Origin of the sequence: Deinococcus aquaedulcis, assembly GCF_019693445.1 — a bacterium.
Taxonomy (GTDB): Bacteria; Deinococcota; Deinococci; order Deinococcales; family Deinococcaceae; genus Deinococcus; species Deinococcus aquaedulcis.
Map to the genome: position 1 here is coordinate 169202 of NZ_JAHRBL010000002.1, position 20337 is coordinate 189538.

General features: G+C 68.0%; 22 protein-coding genes. 11 read left to right on the forward strand and 11 right to left on the reverse strand.

Features of this window, described 5'->3' with window-relative positions; all coding sequences use genetic code 11:
* Nucleotide 1: 1 nt before the first annotated feature.
* The 4 genes from KMW22_RS03765 (at nt 2) to lysX (ending at nt 2094) form a co-directional block, all read left to right on the forward strand.
* Nucleotides 2-496: a LeuD/DmdB family oxidoreductase small subunit gene (locus KMW22_RS03765; RefSeq protein WP_221088695.1), complete on the forward strand. Its 495-nt coding sequence runs from the start codon at nt 2-4 to the stop codon at nt 494-496.
* A 9-nt stretch (nt 497-505) separates the two neighbouring features.
* On the forward strand, nt 506-841 hold the full coding sequence (locus KMW22_RS03770) for a phage terminase large subunit family protein (RefSeq protein ID WP_221088696.1): 336 nt from the start codon (nt 506-508) through the stop codon (nt 839-841).
* Nucleotides 842-917: 76 nt separating this feature from the next.
* The gene (lysW, locus tag KMW22_RS03775; protein ID WP_221088697.1) at nt 918-1091 is read left to right on the forward strand and encodes a lysine biosynthesis protein LysW; all 174 of its coding nucleotides are present in this window, start codon (nt 918-920) and stop codon (nt 1089-1091) included.
* Between the two features lie 139 nt (nt 1092-1230).
* A complete protein-coding gene (gene lysX, locus KMW22_RS03780) occupies nt 1231-2094 on the forward strand; it encodes a lysine biosynthesis protein LysX (protein WP_221088698.1) in 864 nt (287 codons plus the stop codon).
* A gap of 60 nt (nt 2095-2154) precedes the next feature.
* Here lysX and KMW22_RS03785 read toward each other — a convergent pair whose 3' ends face one another.
* A complete protein-coding gene (locus KMW22_RS03785; protein WP_221088699.1) occupies nt 2155-2781 on the reverse strand; it encodes a CBS domain-containing protein in 627 nt (208 codons plus the stop codon).
* 148 nt (nt 2782-2929) lie between these two features.
* On the opposite strand from KMW22_RS03785, the gene KMW22_RS03790 reads away from it, so the two are divergent.
* On the forward strand, nt 2930-3418 hold the full coding sequence (locus tag KMW22_RS03790; RefSeq protein ID WP_221088700.1) for an OmpH family outer membrane protein: 489 nt from the start codon (nt 2930-2932) through the stop codon (nt 3416-3418).
* Nucleotides 3419-3491: 73 nt separating this feature from the next.
* Complete coding sequence (locus KMW22_RS03795) at nt 3492-3965, forward strand: OmpH family outer membrane protein (protein ID WP_221088701.1); 474 nt, start codon at nt 3492-3494, stop codon at nt 3963-3965.
* A gap of 59 nt (nt 3966-4024) precedes the next feature.
* Here KMW22_RS03795 and KMW22_RS03800 read toward each other — a convergent pair whose 3' ends face one another.
* From KMW22_RS03800 to KMW22_RS03825, 6 genes are all read right to left on the reverse strand, one after another.
* Nucleotides 4025-4519 carry a pyridoxamine 5'-phosphate oxidase family protein gene (locus tag KMW22_RS03800; RefSeq protein ID WP_221088702.1) on the reverse strand — a complete coding sequence of 165 codons (495 nt, stop codon included), beginning with the start codon at nt 4517-4519 and terminating at the stop codon, nt 4025-4027.
* Between the two features lie 108 nt (nt 4520-4627).
* Entirely contained in the window at nt 4628-5890 is a 1263-nt protein-coding gene (locus KMW22_RS03805; RefSeq protein WP_221088703.1) for an MFS transporter, read from the reverse strand.
* 293 nt (nt 5891-6183) lie between these two features.
* A complete protein-coding gene (locus KMW22_RS03810) occupies nt 6184-6948 on the reverse strand; it encodes an RluA family pseudouridine synthase (RefSeq protein WP_328774585.1) in 765 nt (254 codons plus the stop codon).
* Nucleotides 6945-7535: an NADPH-dependent FMN reductase gene (locus KMW22_RS03815; RefSeq protein ID WP_221088704.1), complete on the reverse strand. Its 591-nt coding sequence runs from the start codon at nt 7533-7535 to the stop codon at nt 6945-6947. Before KMW22_RS03815 ends, KMW22_RS03810 begins: the two co-directional genes overlap by 4 nt.
* A gap of 227 nt (nt 7536-7762) precedes the next feature.
* A complete protein-coding gene (locus KMW22_RS03820) occupies nt 7763-8872 on the reverse strand; it encodes a M48 family metallopeptidase (protein ID WP_221088705.1) in 1110 nt (369 codons plus the stop codon).
* A 2-nt stretch (nt 8873-8874) separates the two neighbouring features.
* The gene (locus KMW22_RS03825; protein ID WP_235692551.1) at nt 8875-10020 is read right to left on the reverse strand and encodes a YjgN family protein; all 1146 of its coding nucleotides are present in this window, start codon (nt 10018-10020) and stop codon (nt 8875-8877) included.
* A gap of 301 nt (nt 10021-10321) precedes the next feature.
* Here KMW22_RS03825 and KMW22_RS03830 point away from each other — a divergent pair, with 301 nt between their 5' ends.
* Together KMW22_RS03830 and KMW22_RS03835 are read left to right on the forward strand one after the other, a co-directional pair.
* Nucleotides 10322-10876: a gamma carbonic anhydrase family protein gene (locus KMW22_RS03830; protein ID WP_221088707.1), complete on the forward strand. Its 555-nt coding sequence runs from the start codon at nt 10322-10324 to the stop codon at nt 10874-10876.
* 21 nt (nt 10877-10897) lie between these two features.
* Nucleotides 10898-11722, forward strand: a complete 825-nt coding sequence (locus KMW22_RS03835; protein ID WP_328774586.1) for a hypothetical protein — start codon at nt 10898-10900, stop codon at nt 11720-11722.
* Between the two features lie 69 nt (nt 11723-11791).
* On the opposite strand, the gene KMW22_RS03840 is transcribed toward KMW22_RS03835, so the two are convergent.
* Nucleotides 11792-12634, reverse strand: coding sequence for an SDR family oxidoreductase (locus KMW22_RS03840; protein WP_235692552.1), 843 nt, complete (start codon nt 12632-12634; stop codon nt 11792-11794).
* A gap of 429 nt (nt 12635-13063) precedes the next feature.
* Here KMW22_RS03840 and KMW22_RS03845 point away from each other — a divergent pair, with 429 nt between their 5' ends.
* From KMW22_RS03845 to KMW22_RS03855, 3 genes are all read left to right on the forward strand, one after another.
* A complete protein-coding gene (locus KMW22_RS03845; RefSeq protein WP_221088709.1) occupies nt 13064-14056 on the forward strand; it encodes an extracellular solute-binding protein in 993 nt (330 codons plus the stop codon).
* A gap of 136 nt (nt 14057-14192) precedes the next feature.
* Nucleotides 14193-15773: an ABC transporter permease gene (locus KMW22_RS03850; RefSeq protein ID WP_221088710.1), complete on the forward strand. Its 1581-nt coding sequence runs from the start codon at nt 14193-14195 to the stop codon at nt 15771-15773.
* Entirely contained in the window at nt 15770-16801 is a 1032-nt protein-coding gene (locus KMW22_RS03855) for an ABC transporter ATP-binding protein (protein ID WP_221088711.1), read from the forward strand. The genes KMW22_RS03850 and KMW22_RS03855 overlap by 4 nt, the downstream gene beginning before the upstream one ends.
* A gap of 1 nt (nt 16802) precedes the next feature.
* Here the strand turns inward: KMW22_RS03855 and KMW22_RS03860 are convergent, their stop codons facing one another.
* Genes KMW22_RS03860 through recG form a run of 3 tightly spaced genes read right to left on the reverse strand, consistent with a single transcriptional unit; the run spans nt 16803 to nt 20320 of the window.
* A complete protein-coding gene (locus KMW22_RS03860) occupies nt 16803-17165 on the reverse strand; it encodes a DUF705 domain-containing protein (protein WP_221088712.1) in 363 nt (120 codons plus the stop codon).
* Nucleotides 17162-17980 (reverse strand): hypothetical protein, encoded by an 819-nt coding sequence (locus KMW22_RS19625; RefSeq protein WP_221088713.1) that lies wholly within the window; start codon nt 17978-17980, stop codon nt 17162-17164. The genes KMW22_RS03860 and KMW22_RS19625 overlap by 4 nt, the downstream gene beginning before the upstream one ends.
* Nucleotides 17981-20320: an ATP-dependent DNA helicase RecG gene (gene recG, locus KMW22_RS03870; protein ID WP_221088714.1), complete on the reverse strand. Its 2340-nt coding sequence runs from the start codon at nt 20318-20320 to the stop codon at nt 17981-17983.
* Nucleotides 20321-20337 lie beyond the last annotated feature (17 nt).

Here is a 20337-nt window from a genome sequence, read left to right on the forward strand (position 1 = left end):
CATGCCCCGAGTCTGGACATTTGGCGACAGCGTGAACACCGACGACATCCTGCCGGGCAAGTTTGCACCCTTCATGGCGGGCGAGGACCGCTTTCAGACCTTCGCCTTTCACTACATCCGCCCGGAGTTCGCCGCGCAGGTGCAGCCCGGCGACCTGCTCATTGGCGGGCGCAACTGGGGGCTGGGGTCCAGCCGCGAATATGCCCCCCAGGCGCTGAAAAAGCTGCAGATTGGCGGCATTGTGGCGCCCAGCTTCGCGCGGATTCACTACCGCAACCTGCTGAACCTGGGCATTCCCGCCTTTGAATACGATCTGACAGGCGTGCTGCACGACGGCGATGAGGTGACGCTGGACGTGAATTCCGGCGTGCTGACCTATGCCGGCGGCGCGGTGCAATTGCCCCCACCCCCGGCCTTTCTGCGCGAGGCCCTGCGGGAGGGGAGCATTCTGGCCTTTTTCAAGAAGCACGGGCGCTTTCCGGGCGAGGACGCCTAAACTGGGCGCATGGCAATTCTGGAAGTGGAATGTCCGATCTGTGAGGAAGTGCTGGAACTGACGGACGAGGACCGCGCCGAACTGGCCGTGGGCGACGTGATCGTGTGTGCGTCGTGCCACAGCGAGATGGAAGTCACGCGCAACGGCGGCGGCGAGGACTTTGAACTGGACCTGCTGAGCGCCATGACCACCTGCCCCCACTGCGACGAGGAATTCGAGGTGACCCCCGACATGCTCGCTGCCGCGCCCGCCACCCGCAGCCAGGACGGCACCGAGGTCAGCCTGATGACCTGCCCGCACTGCAAGTCGAAGTTCGAACTGGACCTGAGCGACGAGCCAGAGTGAAGGTAAGGCGGCCTGTCCAGACAACATCAAACGCAAAGCATATTTTGATTTAGCCTAGCAAACGCAAGGAGAAACTATGCCCACTGTTGTCTTTGAAAACCCTGATACCGGCGCCGCCATTGAGCTGACCAACCCCGAACTGGGCGAACTGGTCATTGACGATGAGACCGGCGTGGAATACGAAGTCGTCTCGGTGGACCCCCCCCGCCTGGAAGCCGCCCCGCAGGAAGCGGAGGACTGGGGCGAGTAACGGAGTCCGGCGGTGGTCGGGCGGGTTTTCGAAACGTGCCGCTATACGTGACGGCGTGTTTCCGACTGAAGGGAGCACGAAATCCTCCTGCAGCCCCTGACCCCACCGCCGCAGTCCCGTTGCCCCCGGACAAGCCCTTATGGCTGAACTGGCCGTGCTGTACGACCGCATCCGCCCCGACGAAAAGATGCTTTTCGAGGCGCTGGACGACCTGGGTGTGCCCTACGACAAGGTGTACACGCCCCAGCTGACGCTGACCTTTGACGAGCAGGGCCGGGCAGCCGTGCCCTGGCGCGTGGCGATTGAACGCTGCGTGAGCCAGAGCCGGGGCCACGCGGTGACCCGCGCGCTGGAAGGCTTCGGGGTGCAGGTGATCAACCCGGCGCATGTGATCGAGGTCTGCGGCGACAAGCTGGCCACCAACGCCGCACTGCACGCCGCCGGACTGCCCACCCCCCGTACGGGCGTGGCCTTTGACGGCGAGAGCGCCCTGGCCCTCATTGAAACCCTGGGCTACCCGGTGGTCCTGAAGCCCACCGTGGGCTCCTGGGGCCGCATGGTCAGCCGCCTGAATGACCGCGCCGCCGCCGAGGCCGTCATTGAGCACAAGGAGGTGCTGGGCGGGCCGCAGCACGGCATTTTCTACGTGCAGGAGCTGGTGGACAAGCCGGGGCGCGACATCCGCGCCTTCGTGGTGGGCGGGCAATGCATTGGCGCCATCTACCGCACCAGTGAACACTGGATCACGAACACTGCGCGCGGCGCCAAGGCCAGCAACTGCCCCGTGACCCCCGAACTGGCCGACCTTGCCGTCCGCGCCGCCGCCGCCGTGCAGGGACAGATCGTGGCGATTGATCTGGTGGAAGATCCGCGTGCCCAGAACGAGTGGGGCGGGCTGACCATCATCGAGATCAACCACACGATGGAGTTCAAGAACTCGGTGAGCACCACGGGCGTGAACATCCCACGCCTGATGGGCGAGTACGCGGTGTCCAAGTTGTAAAGCGGGTCAACAGGGGGCGGCCCGGTCATCTTGCTTGACCGGGCCGCCTGCTGTTTGCTGTTACTCCAACACGTCGATGCCAGCGTCCTGCACGCGCCGGCGCACGTCTTTCACGCCTTCACCGTTCACGCGCATCACAAAGCGGCGGCGGCCATTCTCGCCCCCAAAGGTCGCCACGCTGATGATGTTGCTGGGCAGCACGGCGCCCGTGGCCCGCTCCAGGCTGCCGGGAACGTCGGGCATGTCCAGGGTCAGGCGCTTGCCGCCCTCGCGCATGCCCAGAATGCCGGTAAAGGCGCGCAGCACGTCCATGGTGGTGATGATGCCGCTCAGGACGCCCGCATCGTTCAGCACCGGCAGGCCGCCCACATGGTGCTCCTGCATGCGCAGCGCGGCGTCTTCCATGTATTCGCCCTCGGCGGCCGTGATGACGGGCCGGGCCATCATCTCGGCCACGGTCAGCTTGCTCAGCAGGTAATTCAGTTCCCACACGCTGAGGGTGGTGGCCTTGCTGGGCATGGCGTCTTTCAGGTCCTTGCGGGTGGTGATGCCCACGAGCCCCCCCCCGGCGTCCACCACTGGCAGGCGGCGGAAGTTGCCCTCCTTGAGGATTCTCAGCGCGTCCATGACGGGCGTGTCTGGCGTGACCGTGATGGGGTCGGGGGTCATCCAATCGCGTACGAGCATGGCTGCAGTGTACGGGGTGCGCTGCGGGGTGGATGCCCCGGCTGGGAACAGGGCCCTGGACGCCGTCTGACCGCCAGCTGACGGCTGATGTGAATCGCATGCAACCGGCTTCATTCGGCTCAGAAAGGCGCATGCTACGTTGCCGATCATGAAGATCAGCGCCAAAGTCATGGCTCCTCTGGCCCTTGCCGCCGCGTTCGGCCTGGGCACGGTGGCCCCGCACGCCCAGACCACCCCGCAGAAAGTGGGCTTTGTGGACGTGTCCAAGCTGCTGGCCGCCCACCCCATGGACAAGGACATTCAGGAGATCCAGAAGAAGGCCGAAGCCGAACTGGGCGCCATTGACAAGCAGATCAAGGCCATTGACGCCAAGGGCGCCTCGGCCACCGCCGCCGAGAAGCAGACCCGCGAGACGCTGGTGAAGACCATTCAGTCCAAGGCCGACGCCTACGACAAGCAGCTGGAGCCCAAGATCGCCGTGGTCGAGAAGGCCGTGGACGCCGCGATCAGCAACGTCGCCAAGAGCAACGGCTACAGCATCATCATGGACCGCGACGTGGCCGCCAAGAGTGGCCTCGTGATCTACGCCGACGGCAGCGCCGAGATTACCGACGCTGTGGCCAAAGCCGTCAAGTAAGGCCGCCCTGGCCTGTGCAGGTCCCCGCCGCCAGGGGCCTGCTTTTTCTTCGCCCCCAAAGGAGGCCCCCGGCATGAACAAGATCTGGTTGATTCTGCCCCTGGCCCTGCTGTCCACCGTGCCCCACGCCCAGCAGGCCAAATCCCGCCTGGGCATCGTGAACGTGCAGCAGGCGGTCAAGGCCCTGCCGGAAAGCAAGGCGTACCTGGAGCTGAATGCCAAGGTGGCCGCTGACCTGAACACCCGCCAGAAGGCCCTGCAGGACCTGAGCGCCAAGGCCGCCGCCACCCGCAGCGCCGCTGACCGTCAGGCACTGGCTAAGGCGCAGCAGGCCTACGCCAGTGCGCGCGACAGCTACGCCACGCGCATTGACGCCGCCTTCAAGCCGCTGGCCAGCAAGTTGAACGCCGCCGTGACCAAGGCCGCCAAGACCAACGGCTACACAATTGTCTTTGATGAGCAGGTGGCCGCCCAGACCAGTCTGGTGGTCTACGCCAACGAGAGCGCCACCAACCTCACACCCGCTGTGATCAAGAACCTGAAGTAAGCGGACGTCAGTGAAAGAGCCCCAGGGTTTTCCTCCCCGGGGCTCTTTGCTGCACTGGCTTACAGCGACACGCGCTCGTTTTCACCCGGCTTGGCCTGGGTGCCCGTCAGCAGCCCCTTGGCCAGCGCCAGCAGGCCGCCGCCCTTGCCATCGCTTTCCCAGTACTCCGCGCCGTGGGCGTCAATACGGATCAACTGAATGTTCGGGTCGTCCTTGCCTTCGGGGAAGTAAGCCTTGTACATGTCGTTCCATAGCTCGTCCAGCTTGGCGCGGTCTTCCACCAGCGTGGCGGTGCCCTGCAGACTCACGTAAATGCCCTTGTCCGGCTTGGAATAGCTCACGTTCACCTGTGGGCGGGCGGCCATGTTGCGCACCTGTTCGGTGTCCTTGCCGCCCAGAAACCACAGGTCGCCGTCAAATTCCACTTCCTGGGTGGTCATGGGGTGGGCCTTCAGGTGCCCATTGTCGCTTTGCACGGTCAGCATGGCGAACTTCACGTCCTTGATCATCGCGCCGATCTTCTTCAGGGCGTCCTCGCGGGTTATGTCGCTCATGCCGTCACCGTCGCATGGGGCCCGCAGGGCAGATTGAGAGGTCTGCCACCGTCTGAACGCCGCCCAAAGGTGCCCTGAAGATTGCCGGGGGCCGCGCGCCTCTTCCTCTCAGGCCGCCTGCCTTGCGCCTTCGCCGTGCACACGCTCCGGGACGTTGCGCACCAGCACGACGCCCAGCATGAAGAACGCCGCCGCCAGCCCAAAGACCAGGGTGTAGCCCAGGTTCTCCGCGCGGGCGTTGCCCCAGTCCAGCAGCACCCCCTGCGGCCCGCCGATAAACTGCGGCGCCACAAAGGCCACGTGCCAGATGCCCATGTCGCGGGCAAACGAGCGTTCGCTGGGCATGGCGTCGCTGCCCAGGGCCCAGTCCACACTGGTAAAGGCCCCGAAGCCCAGGCCGAACAGCAGCGCCAGCGGCAGCGCCAGTGCAAAGGAGGGCACGACCAGCAGCAGCAGCGCCGCGCCCGCCATGGTGGTGCCTGCCACGTAGATCACCGGTTTGCGCCCCACGCGGTCACTCAGGCGTCCGCCAATCAGCGCCGAAACAATGCTGGCCACGATGATGCACGCCAGCATGATGGAGTTGGAGGTCACCGGGTCCTTCTGACCCAGCACGTCGCCGTTGTAGTACTGCAAGAAAGGCTGCACCGAATACTGCCCCAGGGCAAACAGCGCGCGCGTGATGAACACCCACAGGAAGGGGCGGTGGGCAAAGAGCGTGGTCCAGTGCGCGGCCGGCTGGGTGGCCTGCGGGGTCGCCGAAACGGGATCGTCCGGCACGCCGCGCATGGTGACCAGGGCGGGCACCAGCAGCATGACGGCGGTCAACACAAACAGCGTGATAGACGGCAACTGCAGCTGCCCCAGCGCGAACGCACTGAGCGCGCCCAACAGTTGCCCGGCCGCCTGTAGCATGCCCATCGCCCCGCTGTAGCGCCCGCGCTGCGCCACCGGCACCAGCTGCGGAATCAGGGCCGAGTAGGGCGCGGTGGCGTAGTTGTTGCCAAACTGCACCAGCAAAAAGCCCAGCACATACACCCAGAAGCCGGTCATGCCGTCCAGCAGGGCCACCGCCAGTCCCATAACCCCCAGGCCAGCGAGGTTGACCCCCACCCCCAGCTTCAGGTAGGGCAGGCGCCGCCCGGTGCGGTCACTGTGGGCCCCCACCAGCGGCGGAATCACCAGGGCCATCACCGCGCCGATCACGGTCAGCAGCCCCACGTACGAGCCTTTGCGGGCTTCGCCCACGAAGTCCAGCACGTTGGCCGGCATGAGAATCAGCAGCAGCGCCAGCCAGTGAAAGGCGGTGCCGAACCAGAACGCCGAGAGCACCCACGGGCTCACGGGCGCGCGTGCAGGAGTGGAAGTCATGTGCGGCGAGTATACGGGTGGCTGCCTGGGGCTGGGGGCTAAATTTTGCGGGGTTAGGGCTGGTTTGGTAGAGCAGCGGGGATATGCGGAAAGTTGGTCGCGTGAACCCTTCGCCCTTCGGACGGTCCCGGCCTGTGGTGGACCTGGGCAAGCTCTGCGAGGGGAAGAGGGTCTAGCACCAACGCATTGTTCTAGAGCGGTTGACCAAAGAACCCCCTCACCCCTCGCTGCGCGAGGCCCTCTCCCACGAGGGGAGAGGGTCGAGAACCCACATCATCTTTATGTCAACTGCTCTAGTCCTGCGGCAGCGCGTCCCAGTAGGCCTGCAGGTCCGGGGCCAGCGGCAGCTCGGCGCTGAACTGGGTGCCACTCCAGGGGAAGGCAATGCGCGCGGCGTGCAGTGCCTGCCGGGGCAGACCCAGCCGCGCGGTGAGTTCTGGGGTCTGGCCCACCTCCATGAACTCCAGAAATACGCTGGGATCGCGGCCGTAAATCTTGTCGCCCACCATTGGCAGGCCCAGGTGGCTGAGGTGCGCGCGAATCTGGTGCAGGCGTCCGCTGCGGGGATAGGCCTCTATCAGCGTGTGCCCCGCCCGGCGGGCCATCACCCGGAAATCGGTGACGGCCGGGCGGCCATCCGGCACCACCGCCTGCCGGATGGTGATGCGGTTGGCCCCGCCCAGGCCCAGGTCGCCCAGCGGGGCGTCCAGCGTGCGCCGCTCCCAGTCGGGGGTGCCGTGCACGATGGCCACGTAGGTTTTGCCCACCAGATGCGTTTTGAACAGCGTAAAGAAGCGCTGCGCCGCCTCGCGGTCCCGTGAGAACAGCTGCGCGCCGCTGGTTTCGCGGTCCAGGCGGTGCGGCGGGGCCAGGGTGTCCTCGCCGGTCAGGCGACGCAGGTAGGTCAGTACGTCCGGCACGTCCACCCGCGCGCGTACCGGGTGGGTCAGCCACAGCGCCGGCTTATGCACCACGTAGAAATCGGGGTGCTCCACCACCACGCGCGGCTTTTCGGTGGGGGCCAGCAGGGGCGCGCGCGGACCACTGGGGGCAGTCACAGCTCCCACACGCTGCGGTAGGGGCGGCCCTGCAGGCGCCCGGCGAGGTCGGCGCCACGCGCCACCGTGCGGGCCAGCCGCGCCGCCAGCCACTCGCCCGGCACGCCCGGCGCCGCCCAGTGCGCGCCTGTGGCATACACGAAGTCCGGGTTGACCACGCAGCGGAAATCCACCATCAGGCCAAAGGCAAAGGCGCCGTGGCTGAGGTAGCCGTGATCCAGCCCCCCGGAAACCAGAAACGTTACCGGCTGGTCAAACCAAGCGCCGTGCAGGCCGCGCGTCTCGTCGCTGCTGCCGGTCAGTTCCACCAGCGCCTTGGCCCCCGAGCCCAGGCCCCAGTTGTACACCGGCACGCCCAGAAACAGCCCGTCGGCCTCGCGGATGGCGCGGTGGTACAGCTCGGCGTGGGGGTGCTCGTAGCAGCCGCCCGGCCCCTGTACGTTGTCGAAGGGCGGCAGCGGGGTCTGGCGCAGGTCCAGGTGGGTGACCTCGTGGCCCTCCACGCGCAACTGCTGGGCCGCCAGGGTACACAGCCACGCGCTGCGGCTGTCCGGGTCCAGGCTGGTGGACAGAACCGTGAACTTCACGCCCCGCAGCCTAGAGCATTTGCCGCAACGGTCCTCTCGCCCTAGCCTGCTGTGGGTCACCACAGGGGAGAGGGCCAAGGAGGCAGGCACAAAGATTTCAGGCTGTTGGAGGCAGGAAGATGTACTGTCCTGCATGGCCTAACGTGCAGGGTGGTCTGGAAGGTCGGCAGCTCTGAGTGCCTGACTGGCCGACGATAAAGCGACGCCCGACCCGCTCTGACGCGGGGCTACTGTTTCGCCTTCGCCGCTTCCAGCGCCCGCAGGTCCTCGATGCGCTCGCGGGTGACCGGGTGCGAGCTGAGCAGGTCCAGCCACGAGCCTCCGCTGTCCTCGCTGTCCTTGCTGGCCTCTTTCTCCAGCCGGGCCAGCATGGTCTGCAGGGGTACCGTGGTCCCGTACACCCGAAGCAGGTAGCCCGCCGAGATGCGGTCCGCCTCGCTCTCGGCGGCGCGGGAGTAGCCGCTGCGCAGCAACGTGGCCGGCACGGCCGCCGCGAAGGTGCCGGCGCTGACCAGATCGCCGGTCAGAAGGGTCACCACCAGCGACACCCCCAACGCCTGATACACCGTGGCCACGCCGTGCCGCCGCGTCACATGGGCGGTTTCGTGGGCCAGTACCCCCACCAGTTCGCGGTCACTGCGCGCCAGGTTCACCAGCTGATCGGTCATGACGATGGTGCCGCCCGGCAGCGCGAAGGCGTTGGTGCCCAGCCCCAGGTCACTGCCGGGTTTGCCGTCGCGCAGCAGCAGCCGGTATGAATAGCCGCCCCCGGCCCAGTCGCGCACCGGGGCGAACGCCGCCTGCAACTGCGCCTGGCGCGCGGCGCTCAGCTTTGATGGTCCCAGGTAGTCGTCAGTGTCCAGCAGCTCTATGGTTTCGCGGTCAAAGGTCTGCAGCACGCTGCGCGGGGTGGCCAGTGCCGCCTGTGTGGCCAGCGCCGGAATGCCCCACACCACGAACGCGGCCGTCAGCGCGCCCGCCACGGCCAGGGCGCCCAGCGCGGCGGCCCAGTGGCTTTCCAGGCCGCGCACGCCGCGCAGCACGCGGTTGTGCCCAGTCTGGGCTTCCCAGCGGCGCAGCGCCGCGTCGTCATCCGTTTCAAAGCGGGTGCCGTCGGGAAACTTCAGGCGGCGGCGCACCCCGGGAATACTGGGGTCAACAGTGACTTGCGCAGCCTGCCAGTGCACGGCGCTGGCCACCACGCCCCCGCCCAGCACCCGCAGGGCCGCCCCCTGGGCGCTCAGGGTCAGTTCGGCGGGGTGGGGGCGGCTGCTGCGGCCATCGAAATACACGCCCTGCACCACCGTTTCCGGGTGAACGGCCGGCGCACGGTTCATCCTTAGAACCCCACCTGAATATCCAACAGTTCGCTGGCGGCTTCACCCAGCGCGGATTCGCCAGTGGTGGCCTGCCCCACAAAGGTGTCCAGGGGCACCAGCGAGCGCACCTGAATGCCGTCCATGATGTACCGGGTGCGCCGCACGGCTGCCCACGGCGTGGCCAACCCCAGCGTCAGCAGCTGCGCGAGGCTGTTGGTGACCCCTATCCACACCAGCCGCCACGGCGAGAACTGGGCCCCGGTGCGCACCACCCCGCCCAGTTCAGCGTGGTTGAGCACGTAGGCCATGATCGCCGCGCGCACGTACTGCCACGCCAGCGCGTACAGCGCCAGAACCCCCACATAGACGGCCGCACCCGCTGCCAGGAAGCCCCAGCCCACGGTGTCGCTGTCCGTCTCCATCCCCGGGAAATCGCCCCCGGTGAACGCCGCGAAGCCGCCTGCCGCCACCAGCGCCAGCACCCCCAGTGCCAGTCCGCCGCCGATCACCAGCCCCAGTCCGGTCAGACCGATCATGTAAAACGGCGCCACGTCGCCCCGAAACTGCGTGCGGGCTGTGCCGTAGGCCAGATGGTCCAGTTGGTAGCGCCGCTGCATGAACCACGCCCAGGGCAGCGCCAGCCCCGAGGTGAAGCTGGCGGCCAGGTTGGCAGCGCCGTAGGCCACATACGCCTGTCCCACCGAGCCGTGAAACGAGAAATTCAGGCCCCGGTGAAAGGTGTTCACCGCCTGAAAGCGCAGGGATTGCCGCACCAGCCACGGGTAGAAGCCCAGGTAGATCAGCAGGAGCAGCACCCCCAGCAGCATATAAGCGGGCTCCTGGGACTGCAGCGCCAGCGCGTACAGCACCGACAGCCCGCCAATCAGCAGGTAGCCGCGCAGCAGCGCCCAGGGATTGGCGCGGTACTCGAAGTTCTGGCCGTCCACCCAGGTATGACCGTAGAAATACTGCCGGGTGCGCACCCGCGCCCAGGGCATGTACAGCCCGAAGGTGACCAGTGTCAGCGCCACATTCACGATCCAGATGCGGAAGTATTCGCCGGCCTGCCCGGTGAAACTCACCGGGTGGTGCAGCACGGTGGGTGAGGCCTGCCGCTCAAAGACGGGGCGGCCCAGGCTGGGGGCGGCAAGCGAAACGTCGGTCATCCCCTGCATGGTACTGGGCGGCCCTGGCCGTCCGGGGCGCAGATGTGGGGGCCTCCGGTGGGGGGTGGGCGTCTGGGCTGGGCCGCGCGCTTCATCTGTGGCCCAGGGGCGCACCGCTGGCCCAGGCGCGGCAGTCCCTGGGCCGACTTGGGCTGTCCAGCCGGCTCAGCGGGGGCGCGCTGGCCCGTGCTACCCTGGGCGGCAGTTCACCATCTGCCCCGGCCTCGTCGCGCGCGCCGTGGTGCCCACGCGGGCCCCTCTGGACAGCCGTCCGTGACCGTGGCTCCCCCGGAGGAAAGGCATGCCGCGCTACGCCCTGGACGGGCACGTCCCCCAGATTCATCCCACCGCTTTTGTGGCCCCCAGCGCCGACATTATTGGGCAGGTCACGGTGGCCGAAGACGCCAGTGTGTGGTACGGCGCGGTGCTACGCGGTGACCTGGAGCCCATCACCGTGGGGCCGGGCAGCAACGTGCAAGACGGCGCCGTCCTGCACACCGACGCGGGCTGGCCCTGCGTGCTGAGCGAGCGCGTGACGGTGGGCCACCGCGCGGTGGTGCACGGCGCCGCCTGCGGGCCCGGCAGCTTGGTGGGCATGGGCGCCGTGATGCTCAGTGGCTCCAGCCTGGGCGCCGGGGCGATGCTGGGCGCCGGGGCCGTGCTGCCCGAAGGCGCGCATGTGCCCGACGGCATGCTGGCTGTGGGCGTGCCCGCCCGCGTGGTGCGCCCGGCCCCCAGCGGCGGCAACGCGCAGCGGTATGTGCTGAACGCCCAGCGCTTTCGCCAGGGCGCGCGCCTGCTGGACGAGGGGCAGACAGCCCCGGACGCCCGCGCCGCGCTGTCTGAAGTCCTGTGAAGGGCCCCGCCGGAGCACGCCATGACTGAACCCGAACGGCGCCCTGCGCCTGATCTTCCGCCCGCCCATGACCCGGACCGGGACACCGCACCCGAACTGGCGCCCATGTTTCCGGGGGCGGCCCCGTTCCTGGCGCGTTTTCTGCCGCAGGCCCAGCCCACCCATGCGGGGCTGCACGTTGGGTTCTGCGACCTGCACGCCTTTTTAAAGTACCTGCACGAGCAGGCTTGGTACGGCTACCTGCACGCAGGCCTGGGGGAGCAGAGCGCCTACGTGCTGCTGTACGAGGGCCGCGCCGTCACGGCCGCTGCCGGCAGCCTGACCGGCGAGCAGGCCCTGGGCGAACTGCTGGGTCTGTACGAACAGGGTGCGCTGCTGGGTGCTTTCGCGCTGGACCCCCACCTCGCCCACGCGCTCAGCGGCATCGGTTCGCGCGCCTGGAAGTTCAACCTCACCGAGGACTTTACGGGGCTGCATGCCCGGCCGGGCGGGGCCATCTTTTATGTGCGCGGGCAGATTATGGCGACCATGCCAGCCACCCTGCCCTACGAGGGGGCCTTTCCCGCGCCGCTGCGCCCCCAGACCTTGATCCTACCGCGCCGCCTCGCCGGCTGGGCGCACCACCAGTACACCCTGACCCTGCGTGGCAAAGACGCCCTGAACGCCATTACCAACGTGCATCAGGCGTTCCGCACCCGCCACGGCCAGCCGGGCCTGACCCTGCTGCGCGCCCTGGCCGAGGGTCTGACCCCTGCCGAATTTGCCCTGCGCGACGATGGCGCCCTGCATGAACTGGAGGCGCTGGTGCAGGAGTTCGTAGCCAGCGGTTTCGTGCGCGAGGCCTGAGCGGGGAGAGCTCGTCTGCTGGCGCTGCTGGCTCACGTGCGTTGCTCGCCGCTCTGCCAGAAGTCGCCTTTAGCTTCCAGCCGGGCTCAGGTCCGCCACATACGCCTCGCTGAGCTGCCACAGCGCCAGGGCGGCGCCGTCATCCAGTGCCTGGGGCGCGGGCGTCGTTTCGCGGCTCTCGCTGTAGTAGCGGCCCGAGGCTGTCAGCGGCGCGGTGGCGACATGGAGCGTGGTCTGCGCGCCCTGTTCCGGCGTCAGGGCAAAGCGGTCCACGATGCCGTACAGCCGGCTGACCCAGCCCCCGTTGTTGTGGGCAAAGCCGGTGGCCACCATCCCGGGGTGCAGGCTGCTGCTCAGCACGCCGCTTTCACGCCGCGCCAGTTCGCGGGCAAACAGAATGTTGGCCAGCTTGCTCTGGGCGTACGCGGCCCAGCCGCCGTAGCCCCGACGAAATTCCGGGTCGTCCAGCCGCAGCCGGCCCATGGCGTGCGCGGCGCTGGCCACCGTGATCACCCGGGGCGCCGCCGACTGGCGCAGCAGCGGCAGCAACTCGCGGGTGAGCACAAAGGGCGAGAGGTGGTTCAGCGCCCAGGTGCGTTCAATCCCCTCGCGCGTTTCCTGCCGTTCGCGGTAAAAGGCCCCGGCGTTATTGATCAGCACGTCCAGCTGCCCGGTCTGCTCGCGCACCTGCGCCGCCAGCCGCCGCACCTGCGCCAGCTCGGACAGGTCGGCCAGGAAGGTGCCCGCCGCCCCGATTTCCCCGGCCACGCGCCCGGTTTTCTGGGCATCGCGGCCCACGATCAGCACGCGCTCGCCCTGGCGGGCCAGTTCGCGGGCCGTGATCAGCCCGATGCCGCCAGTGGCGCCAGTCACCAGCACGGTGCGGGAGGAAGCAGCAGAAGGCAGGCTCATGGGGGGCAGCATAGTGCACACCGCTGAGGCGCAAAAAGAGGCCAGAGGCAGTGGGTGCACCGCTCCGACCTCGTGCGCAGCGGACTTCACCCGGCCCGCCCTTGTATTCAGTTGCGCTGGTACTGCCCAGTGTAGGTGATGGGCGTCACAGAAGTGTCACATTTGTGCACGCAAGCCCAGGGTCAAAAAAGAGGCTGATGTGTGAGCAAACTGGCGCTGGGCGCGAGAAAAGCGGTGCTCCTCGTGAGAGGAGGCCGGCAATGCATATTTCCCGTCCAGAGGGTGGGGACGGCTGGTTGGAGGTGAATCCACTCTGTCGCCCCTTCTTGACCTCGCCACCCAGCCTTAGCCCTCCCCGCACATCACCATCGCCCCTCCCTGGGACATTCATCCCTTACCATTCCGAGTGATTTACTTAGGATTTTGGTCATGATTCGGACTGCCCTGACCCTGAGTGCCCTGCTGCTGGCCGGCTCCAGCCTTGCCCAGACCACCCTGACCGTGTACTCGGGCCGCGCCAAGACCTTCGTGGACCCTGTGGTGCAGCAGTTCGAGCGCCAGACCGGCATCAAGGTGAACGTGCGCTACGGCACCGATGCCCAGCTGGTCGCCGCCCTGCGCGAAGAGGGCGCGCGCAGCCCCGCCGACGTGTACTGGGGCAACTCGGTGGGCGCGCTGGGCGAACTGGCTTCCGAGAACCGCTTTACCAAGCTGGGCACCGCGCTGACCCGCAACGTCAGCGACGACTACCTGCCGGACACCCGCGCGTGGCTGCCCACCACCGTGCGCTTCCGCACCCTGGCCTACAACACGGCCAAGATCAAGCCCGAGCAGCTGCCCGACTCCATCCTGGACCTGCCCAAGATGACCAGCCTCAAGGGGCGCATTGGCTGGACCGTGTCCTACCCCAGCTTCCAGGACTTCCTGGCCGCCATGATCGCCAAGTACGGCGAGGCCACCACCAAGACCTGGATTGAAGGCATGAAGGCCCTGCAACCCAAGGACTACAAGACCAGCAACGTGGGCATGCTCGAAGCCATGCGCGCCGGCGAGATTGACGTGGCGCTGACCAACCACTACTACATCCAGCGTGTCAACCGCCTGAGCTACCCCATTGACACCTACTTCTTCAAGGCGGGCGACATTGGCAACCTGGGCAACGCCACGGGTGCGGGCATCCTGAAGACCAGCAAGAACCAGGCCGCCGCCCTGCGCTTCCTGCAGGCCCTGGTCGCCAAGGACGCCCAGACCTTCTTCCTCAGCGTGAACTTCGAGTACCCGGTGATCGGCAACATCCTGCAGCCCACGACCATGCTGCCTTACAACGACGTGGTCAAGCGTAGCCCCCGCATTGACCCCACCGTGCTGCCCAAGAACATCGAAAAGGCCCAGAAGCTCCTGCGCGACGCCGGCCTGCTGTAAGCCCAGGCGAAGCTGCCGCCCCTGCCCACACTCTGGGCGGGGGCTTTTTGTGTCCAGCGGGACGCGTGGCCCGAATGCTGACTATTCCGGTCTGCTATGGTGACCCGGCTGTCTCGCTCACGTGCCTGCGCTGCCCATGACCCACCGCCGCCCGCCTCTGCCACTGCTGCTGCCCGCCCTGCTGACGGTGCTGGGCGTGTTGTTGCCGTTGGTGTATCTGGTGGTGCGCGCTTTTGGTGCCGAGGGGGCAGAACTGCGCGAGATCGTGTTCCGGGCGCGCAATCTGGAGTTGCTGGGCAACACGCTGCTGCTGACGGCCGCCACGCTGCTGACCACCACACTGGTGGCCCTGCCGCTGGCGTTCGTGGCGGCCCGCACCACCCTGCGCCCGCGCTGGCTGCCGATGCTGCTGGGGGTGCTGCCGCTGGCCATTCCCGGCTACGTGGGCGCCTACGCTCTGATTGCGGCCAGCGGCCCCGGCGGCACCATTCAGGCCTGGACCGGCCTGAACTGGCCTGGGCCCACCGGCTTCTGGGGCGCGCTGGGGGTGCTGACCCTGTTCACCTTTCCGTACCTGTTCCTGAACCTGCAGTCGGCGCTGCGCAGCCTGGACCCCGCCCTGGAAGATGCCGCCCGGCTGCTGGGCCGCACCCGCCGCCAGACCTTTCTGGCCGTCACGCTGCCCCACCTGCGCCCGGCGTGGCTGTCCGGGGCTCTGCTGATTGCCCTGCACGTGCTGGGCGACTTTAGCGTGGTGAGCCTGATGCGCTATCCCACCTTCAGCGCCGCCATTTACCAGCAGTACACGGCGGCCTATGACCGGGTGTATTCGGCGTGGCTGGCCCTGGGTCTGCTGCTGGTCACGGGCGCGGTGCTGTGGCTGGAAGCCCGGCTGGTGCGGGGCCTGCACCTGTCGCGCGTATCGCCAGGGGGCGCCCGAGAGCCGCGCCGGGTCTCGCTGGGCCGGGCGGCGCCGCTGGCGTGGGCCTTTCTGGCGGCCCTGGCCGGGGCCACGCTGGTGGTGCCGCTGGGCACCGTGGTGCACTGGCTGCGCCTGGAGACCAACCCGTACGCCTGGGCCGGGCTGCAAGAAGCCCTGCAAGGGGCCCTGGGCGCCGCCGCGCTGGCGGCCCTGACCACCACCGCCCTGGCGTTTCCGCTGGCCTACATTGGCAGCCGGGCGCAGGGGCGGCTGGCCCGCATCACCGAGCGGGCCGCCTACCTGGGCTACGCCACCCCGCCGCTGGCCTTTGCCCTGGCCCTGATTTTCTTTACCCTGCGGCTGGCCCCGCCCCTGTACCAGACCTTTCCGCTGCTGATCGCCGCCTACACCCTGCACTTTGTGGCCGAAGCGGTGGGCCCCATCCGCACCGGCCTCACCCGCGCCACGCCCCGCCTGGAAGAAGCGGCGCGGGTGCTGGGCCAGAGTGGCGTAGGTGCCCTGCGCCGCGTCACCCTGCCCCTGCTGCGCCCGGGGCTGCTGGTGAGTGCGGCCTTCGTGTTCCTGAGCGTGCTCAAGGAATTGCCACTGACCCTGCTCCTGGCGCCCACCGGCTTTGAAACCCTGGCCCGCAACGTCTGGACCTACACCGAAGAAGCGCAGTACGCTGCCGCCGCCCCCTACGCCCTGGCCCTGGCGGTCAGCGGCGCGGGCCTGACCCTGCTGATCCTGCGCCGCGAGCGTCCCCGTGAGCGGCGCCGAAAGGACCGACCATGACCTCGCCCATTCTGGAATTTGAGGGGCTGACCAAACGCTATGCCCCCGGCCTGCCCCCGGTGGTGGACGGCCTGAACCTCAGCGTTCAAGCCGGTGAGCTGCTGACCCTGCTGGGCCCCTCGGGCTGCGGCAAGACCACCACTCTGCGCCTGATTGCGGGCCTGGAGCGCCCCGATGCGGGCACGGTGCGCATTGCCGGGCGCGATGTCACCGCGCCCTTTGCCCCGCCCGAGCGCCGGGGCGTGGGGCTGGTGTTTCAGGATTACGCGCTGTTTCCGCACCTGAGCGTGCTGGGCAACGTGCTGTTCGGCCTGCGCCATCTGCCCCGCCCCCAGCGCCTGCCCCGGGCCCGCGAGACCCTGGCCCTGGTGGGCCTCACTGTCTTTGAATCGCGCCGCCCTGATCAGCTCTCGGGCGGGCAGCAGCAGCGCGTGGCGCTGGCGCGCGCCCTGGCCCCGCGCCCCAGCGTGCTGCTGCTGGACGAGCCCTTTTCCAACCTGGACGCGCAGCTGCGCCACAGCACCCGCCAGGAGGTGCGCGCCATCCTGCACCAGAGTGGCACCACGGCGGTGCTGGTCACCCACGACCAGGAAGAGGCCCTGGCCTTCAGCGACCGCCTGGTCCTGATGCGCGGCGGCCAGATTGAGCAGGTGGGCCCGCCGCACGAGGTCTACGCGCAGCCGCGCACCGCCTTCGTGGCCAATTTCCTGGGGCGCAGCAACCTGCTCTCGGGCACCGCCGACCGCCACATGGCCCGCACGGCGCTGGGCGTGGTGCCCCTGCGCGAAGCGGCCAGTGGCCCGGTCATGGTGAGTGTGCGGCCCGAACACCTGGGCTTTACCGACGACCCCGCCGCCCCCGAGGTGACCATCGTGGCGCGGGAATTCAAGGGCCACGACGTGACCTATACCGTGCGGCTGGCCGGCCACGCCCAGGACCTGCTGGTGCACCGCCCCAGCGACGAGGTGCGCCCGGAAGGCACCCAGGCCCGCTTACAGGTGCTGCAGCCCGCGCGGGCCGTGCAGTAAGTTACCCGGACCCGTCGGCTGGAGGTTTGCCGGCCAGCCGTGCCCGGTAGATGTCCACTGTCTGGCCCGCGCAGCTCAGGGGATGCACCTGCACCAGTCGCCGCCATGTCTGCACCGACTGATCGTCCAGCAGCACCTGCGGCTTGGGCAGGAAGGCGGTAAACAGCGCCTCCAACCCCACCTCGCGCGCACTCTCACGGGCGTAAGCCGCGCCGCCCGAACTCCAGCAATACAGCTCAGCCCCCTGCGCCGCCAGTTCACGCACATGGGCCACCGCTGCCGGAATGGGAATGCGGGAGCGCCCGACGTTGCGCACCAGGGTCTCGTCCACATCCACATAAACGACCAGCGGGGGAGGGCTCATGCTTGCGCCTTCAGTCGGGACCGGGCGACTCGGGCCACTTCAGGTTCGGTGTCGGAGGCCAATCGAACGAGCAGGGCCGGCGGGCATTTGGCGTTGAAGGCCACCCGCAGCCTGACCGATTCATCTGGGTCGTTGGCCAGCTGTCCCAGCGTTTCTGGTGGGCAGGCGCGGCGGGTGGCGACCATCCAGCGGACGCGCGGATCGGGGTCGCTGGAGAGCAGAGTGAGCACTTCTGGCGGCACGGTCTTGTTGTGCGCCACCCAGAACTTCATTTCCGGGTCCAGGGCCATCACGGCGGTCCACACTTCCAGACTGGCCCGGCCGTGGGCCGCACGCTGATAGAGCTCGGGATCAGTGCTGTTTCGCAGGTCTAGGAATTCCTGCGCACTGGCGATCTGGTGGTTCCGGTCGGCCATCCGCGCCAAGCGCTGGGCCCAGTGGCGGACCCGCTGCGTTTTTCCAGTCTGCGCCAGGGTTCTCAGTTCATCCCCCAGCTGACCAGCGAGCTGAAAATGCTCGGTCCAGCGCAGGGCACGTTCTTCCCAGTAGGCCGCGCCCCACTGCAACCCCAGCCGAAGGGTCGGCGCCAGGGGATAGGTCGCGGCCAGGGCGTCTGGCAGGGCGGCGGCCCGAAGCCCCGCCTGCAGGTTGTCATGGAATCCGGCAGGATCGCCTTCCAGCAGCGTCACCATGTTGGGCAACAGCCCTGTCTTGACCGGCACAAAGTCATCAGGTGTGCGCAGCACCCCCCACTCGCCCTGCACCACGCCGACGGGCAGGCCAAGCGTCAGCGCATGGATAAAAGGCGCCGCCACTCAAATCACTTCCCTGAACGCCACGCTCTGGCTGCGGTTTTGCAGTTCGCTGCGCAGGTATTGCAGGCGGGGGTGTTCCAGCTTGGGGTCGTGCGCGAGGATGTGCTTGGCCAGTTCGCGGGCCTGCTCAATGATCTCGGTGTCGTTGGCAAGATCGGCCAGCCGCAGGTCGGGAATGCCGCTCTGGCGGGTGCCGCGCAACTCGCCGGGGCCGCGCAGCTTCAGGTCGGCTTCGGCAATCACAAAGCCGTCGGTACTGCCCTCAATGATCTTCAGGCGCTGGCGGGTTTTCTTGCTGTGCTCGCCCGCAATCAGCACGCAGTAGCTCTGGGCGCTGCCGCGCCCCACCCGGCCGCGTAACTGGTGCAGCTGCGCCAGCCCGAAGCGTTCGGCGTTTTCAATGACCATCACCGTGGCGTTGGGCACGTCCACCCCCACCTCAATCACGGTGGTGGACACCAGCACGTCGAACTCGTGGGCGCGGAAGCGGTCCATGACGTGGTCCTTCTCGGCGGCGCTCATCTTGCCGTGCAGCAGATCAATGCGGGCTTCCGGCAGTATGGTTTTCAGGTCATCGGCCAGCTGGGTGGCGGCCAGCAGCTCCAGGTTCTCGTTTTCCTCGATCAGGGCGGTCACCACAAACGCCTGCCGGCCTTCACGAATCTGTCGCATCACGAAGCCGTACGCCTGCTGCCGGGCGGTGTCCTGAATCAGCTTGGTTTCGATGGGCGTGCGCCCGGGCGGCAGCTCGTCAATGATGCTGAGTTCCAGGTCGCCGTAGGCCGTCAGCGCCAGCGAACGCGGAATGGGCGTGGCGGACATCACCAGCACGTCGGGGCGCCCGGCCAGCAGTTTGCGCCGCTGCTGCACACCGAAGCGGTGTTCCTCGTCCACCACGGCCAGGCCCAGGTTGTCAAAGCGCACGTTCTCCTGAATCAGCGCCTGGGTGCCCACCACCACGTCCACGTCGCCCTGGGCAATGCGGGTTTGCATCTCCAGCTTGGCCTTGGGGGTCATGGCGCCAATCAGCAGGCCCACCCGCACGTCCAGCTTCCCCAGGTAGCCCACCAGGTTCGCGTAGTGTTGCCGCGCCAGGATCTCGGTGGGGGCCATCAGGGCGCCCTGGTAGCCGTCGCGAACCGCCAGATACAGGGCGCAGGCGGCCACAGCGGTCTTGCCGCTGCCCACGTCCCCCTGCACCAGCCGCGCCATCTGGCGTTCACCCCGCATGTCGTCCGTAATTTCCAGCAGCACCCGCCGCTGGGCGTTCGTGAAACGGAAGGGCAGCGCGGCCTCGAAGGTGTGGATGTCGTCCCCTGTGGCCTGAAACCGTTTGCCCTGCAGCACGGCGTCCTCGCCTTGCAGCAGCAGGCGCAGTTCGAGGAACAGGTACTCGTCAAAGCGCAGCCGGGCCCGCGCGCGGCCCAGGTGCCCCTCGTCGTGCGGAAAGTGAATGCCCCACAGCGCGTCGGCCAGATCGGTCAGGCGGTACTTCTGGCGCCAGTGGGCGGGCAGGTAATCGTCCAGCGGCACCGCCTGGAGAGAGCGGTGCGCGGCGCGACGCAGAAACTCCTGCGAGATGCCTTCCTTGCTGTCGTACACGCCCACAATGCGCCCTGTCGAGAGGCTGTCCTGCGCGCCTTCCACCGTTTCCAGGTGCTCCACGCCCAGCTGCACCGAGCGGCCAAACTTCTTCACCCGGCCTGTCAGTACGAGCCGCGCACCCTCTTTCAGCTGCCGCTCCACCCAGGGCTGGTTAAACCAGCTGGCGCGCACCCGCCCCCCGGCCGGGGTTTCCAGCGTGACCTCCAGAATCAGCATTCCGGGCTTGGGGCTGCGGCGGGATTTGGCAACCACCCGGCCCTCCACGGTCACCTTCTGGCCTTCCTCCACTTCCGAGAGGTCCGGCAGGGCCCGGCGGTCCTCGTGCCGGTGGGGGTAGGCGTGCAGCACGTCGCGCAGCAGGTGCAGGCCCAGCGTGTGCAGTTTGCGGGCACCACCGGGGCCAGTGTCGAGCCGCTCCACCGGGGCGTCCGGGGGCAGGCGCTCGCCGGGGGCAGCGGCAGGCACCGCCACCCGGGCCGCGCGCGCTGGCTTGGCGGCAGGTTTGGCGGCCTCGCTCAGCAGGGCCAGGGCCCGCTTCAGGGCGTCCTCGCGCTCCGGGAGATCCAGCGCGGCGTAGCCCGCCAGCACCTCGCGCACTTTCGGAAAGGGATTGCCCAGCGGCGAGGCCAGCAGTTTGTCCATGCCGCCCGCCACTACGCGGTTCTGGCAGCCCGAGGCCAGCTCCGCCGACAGGGGCCGCCGCAGTTTCTCCCGGAGTTCCGCCACGGTCGCCATCGCCCGCCCAGGCTAGC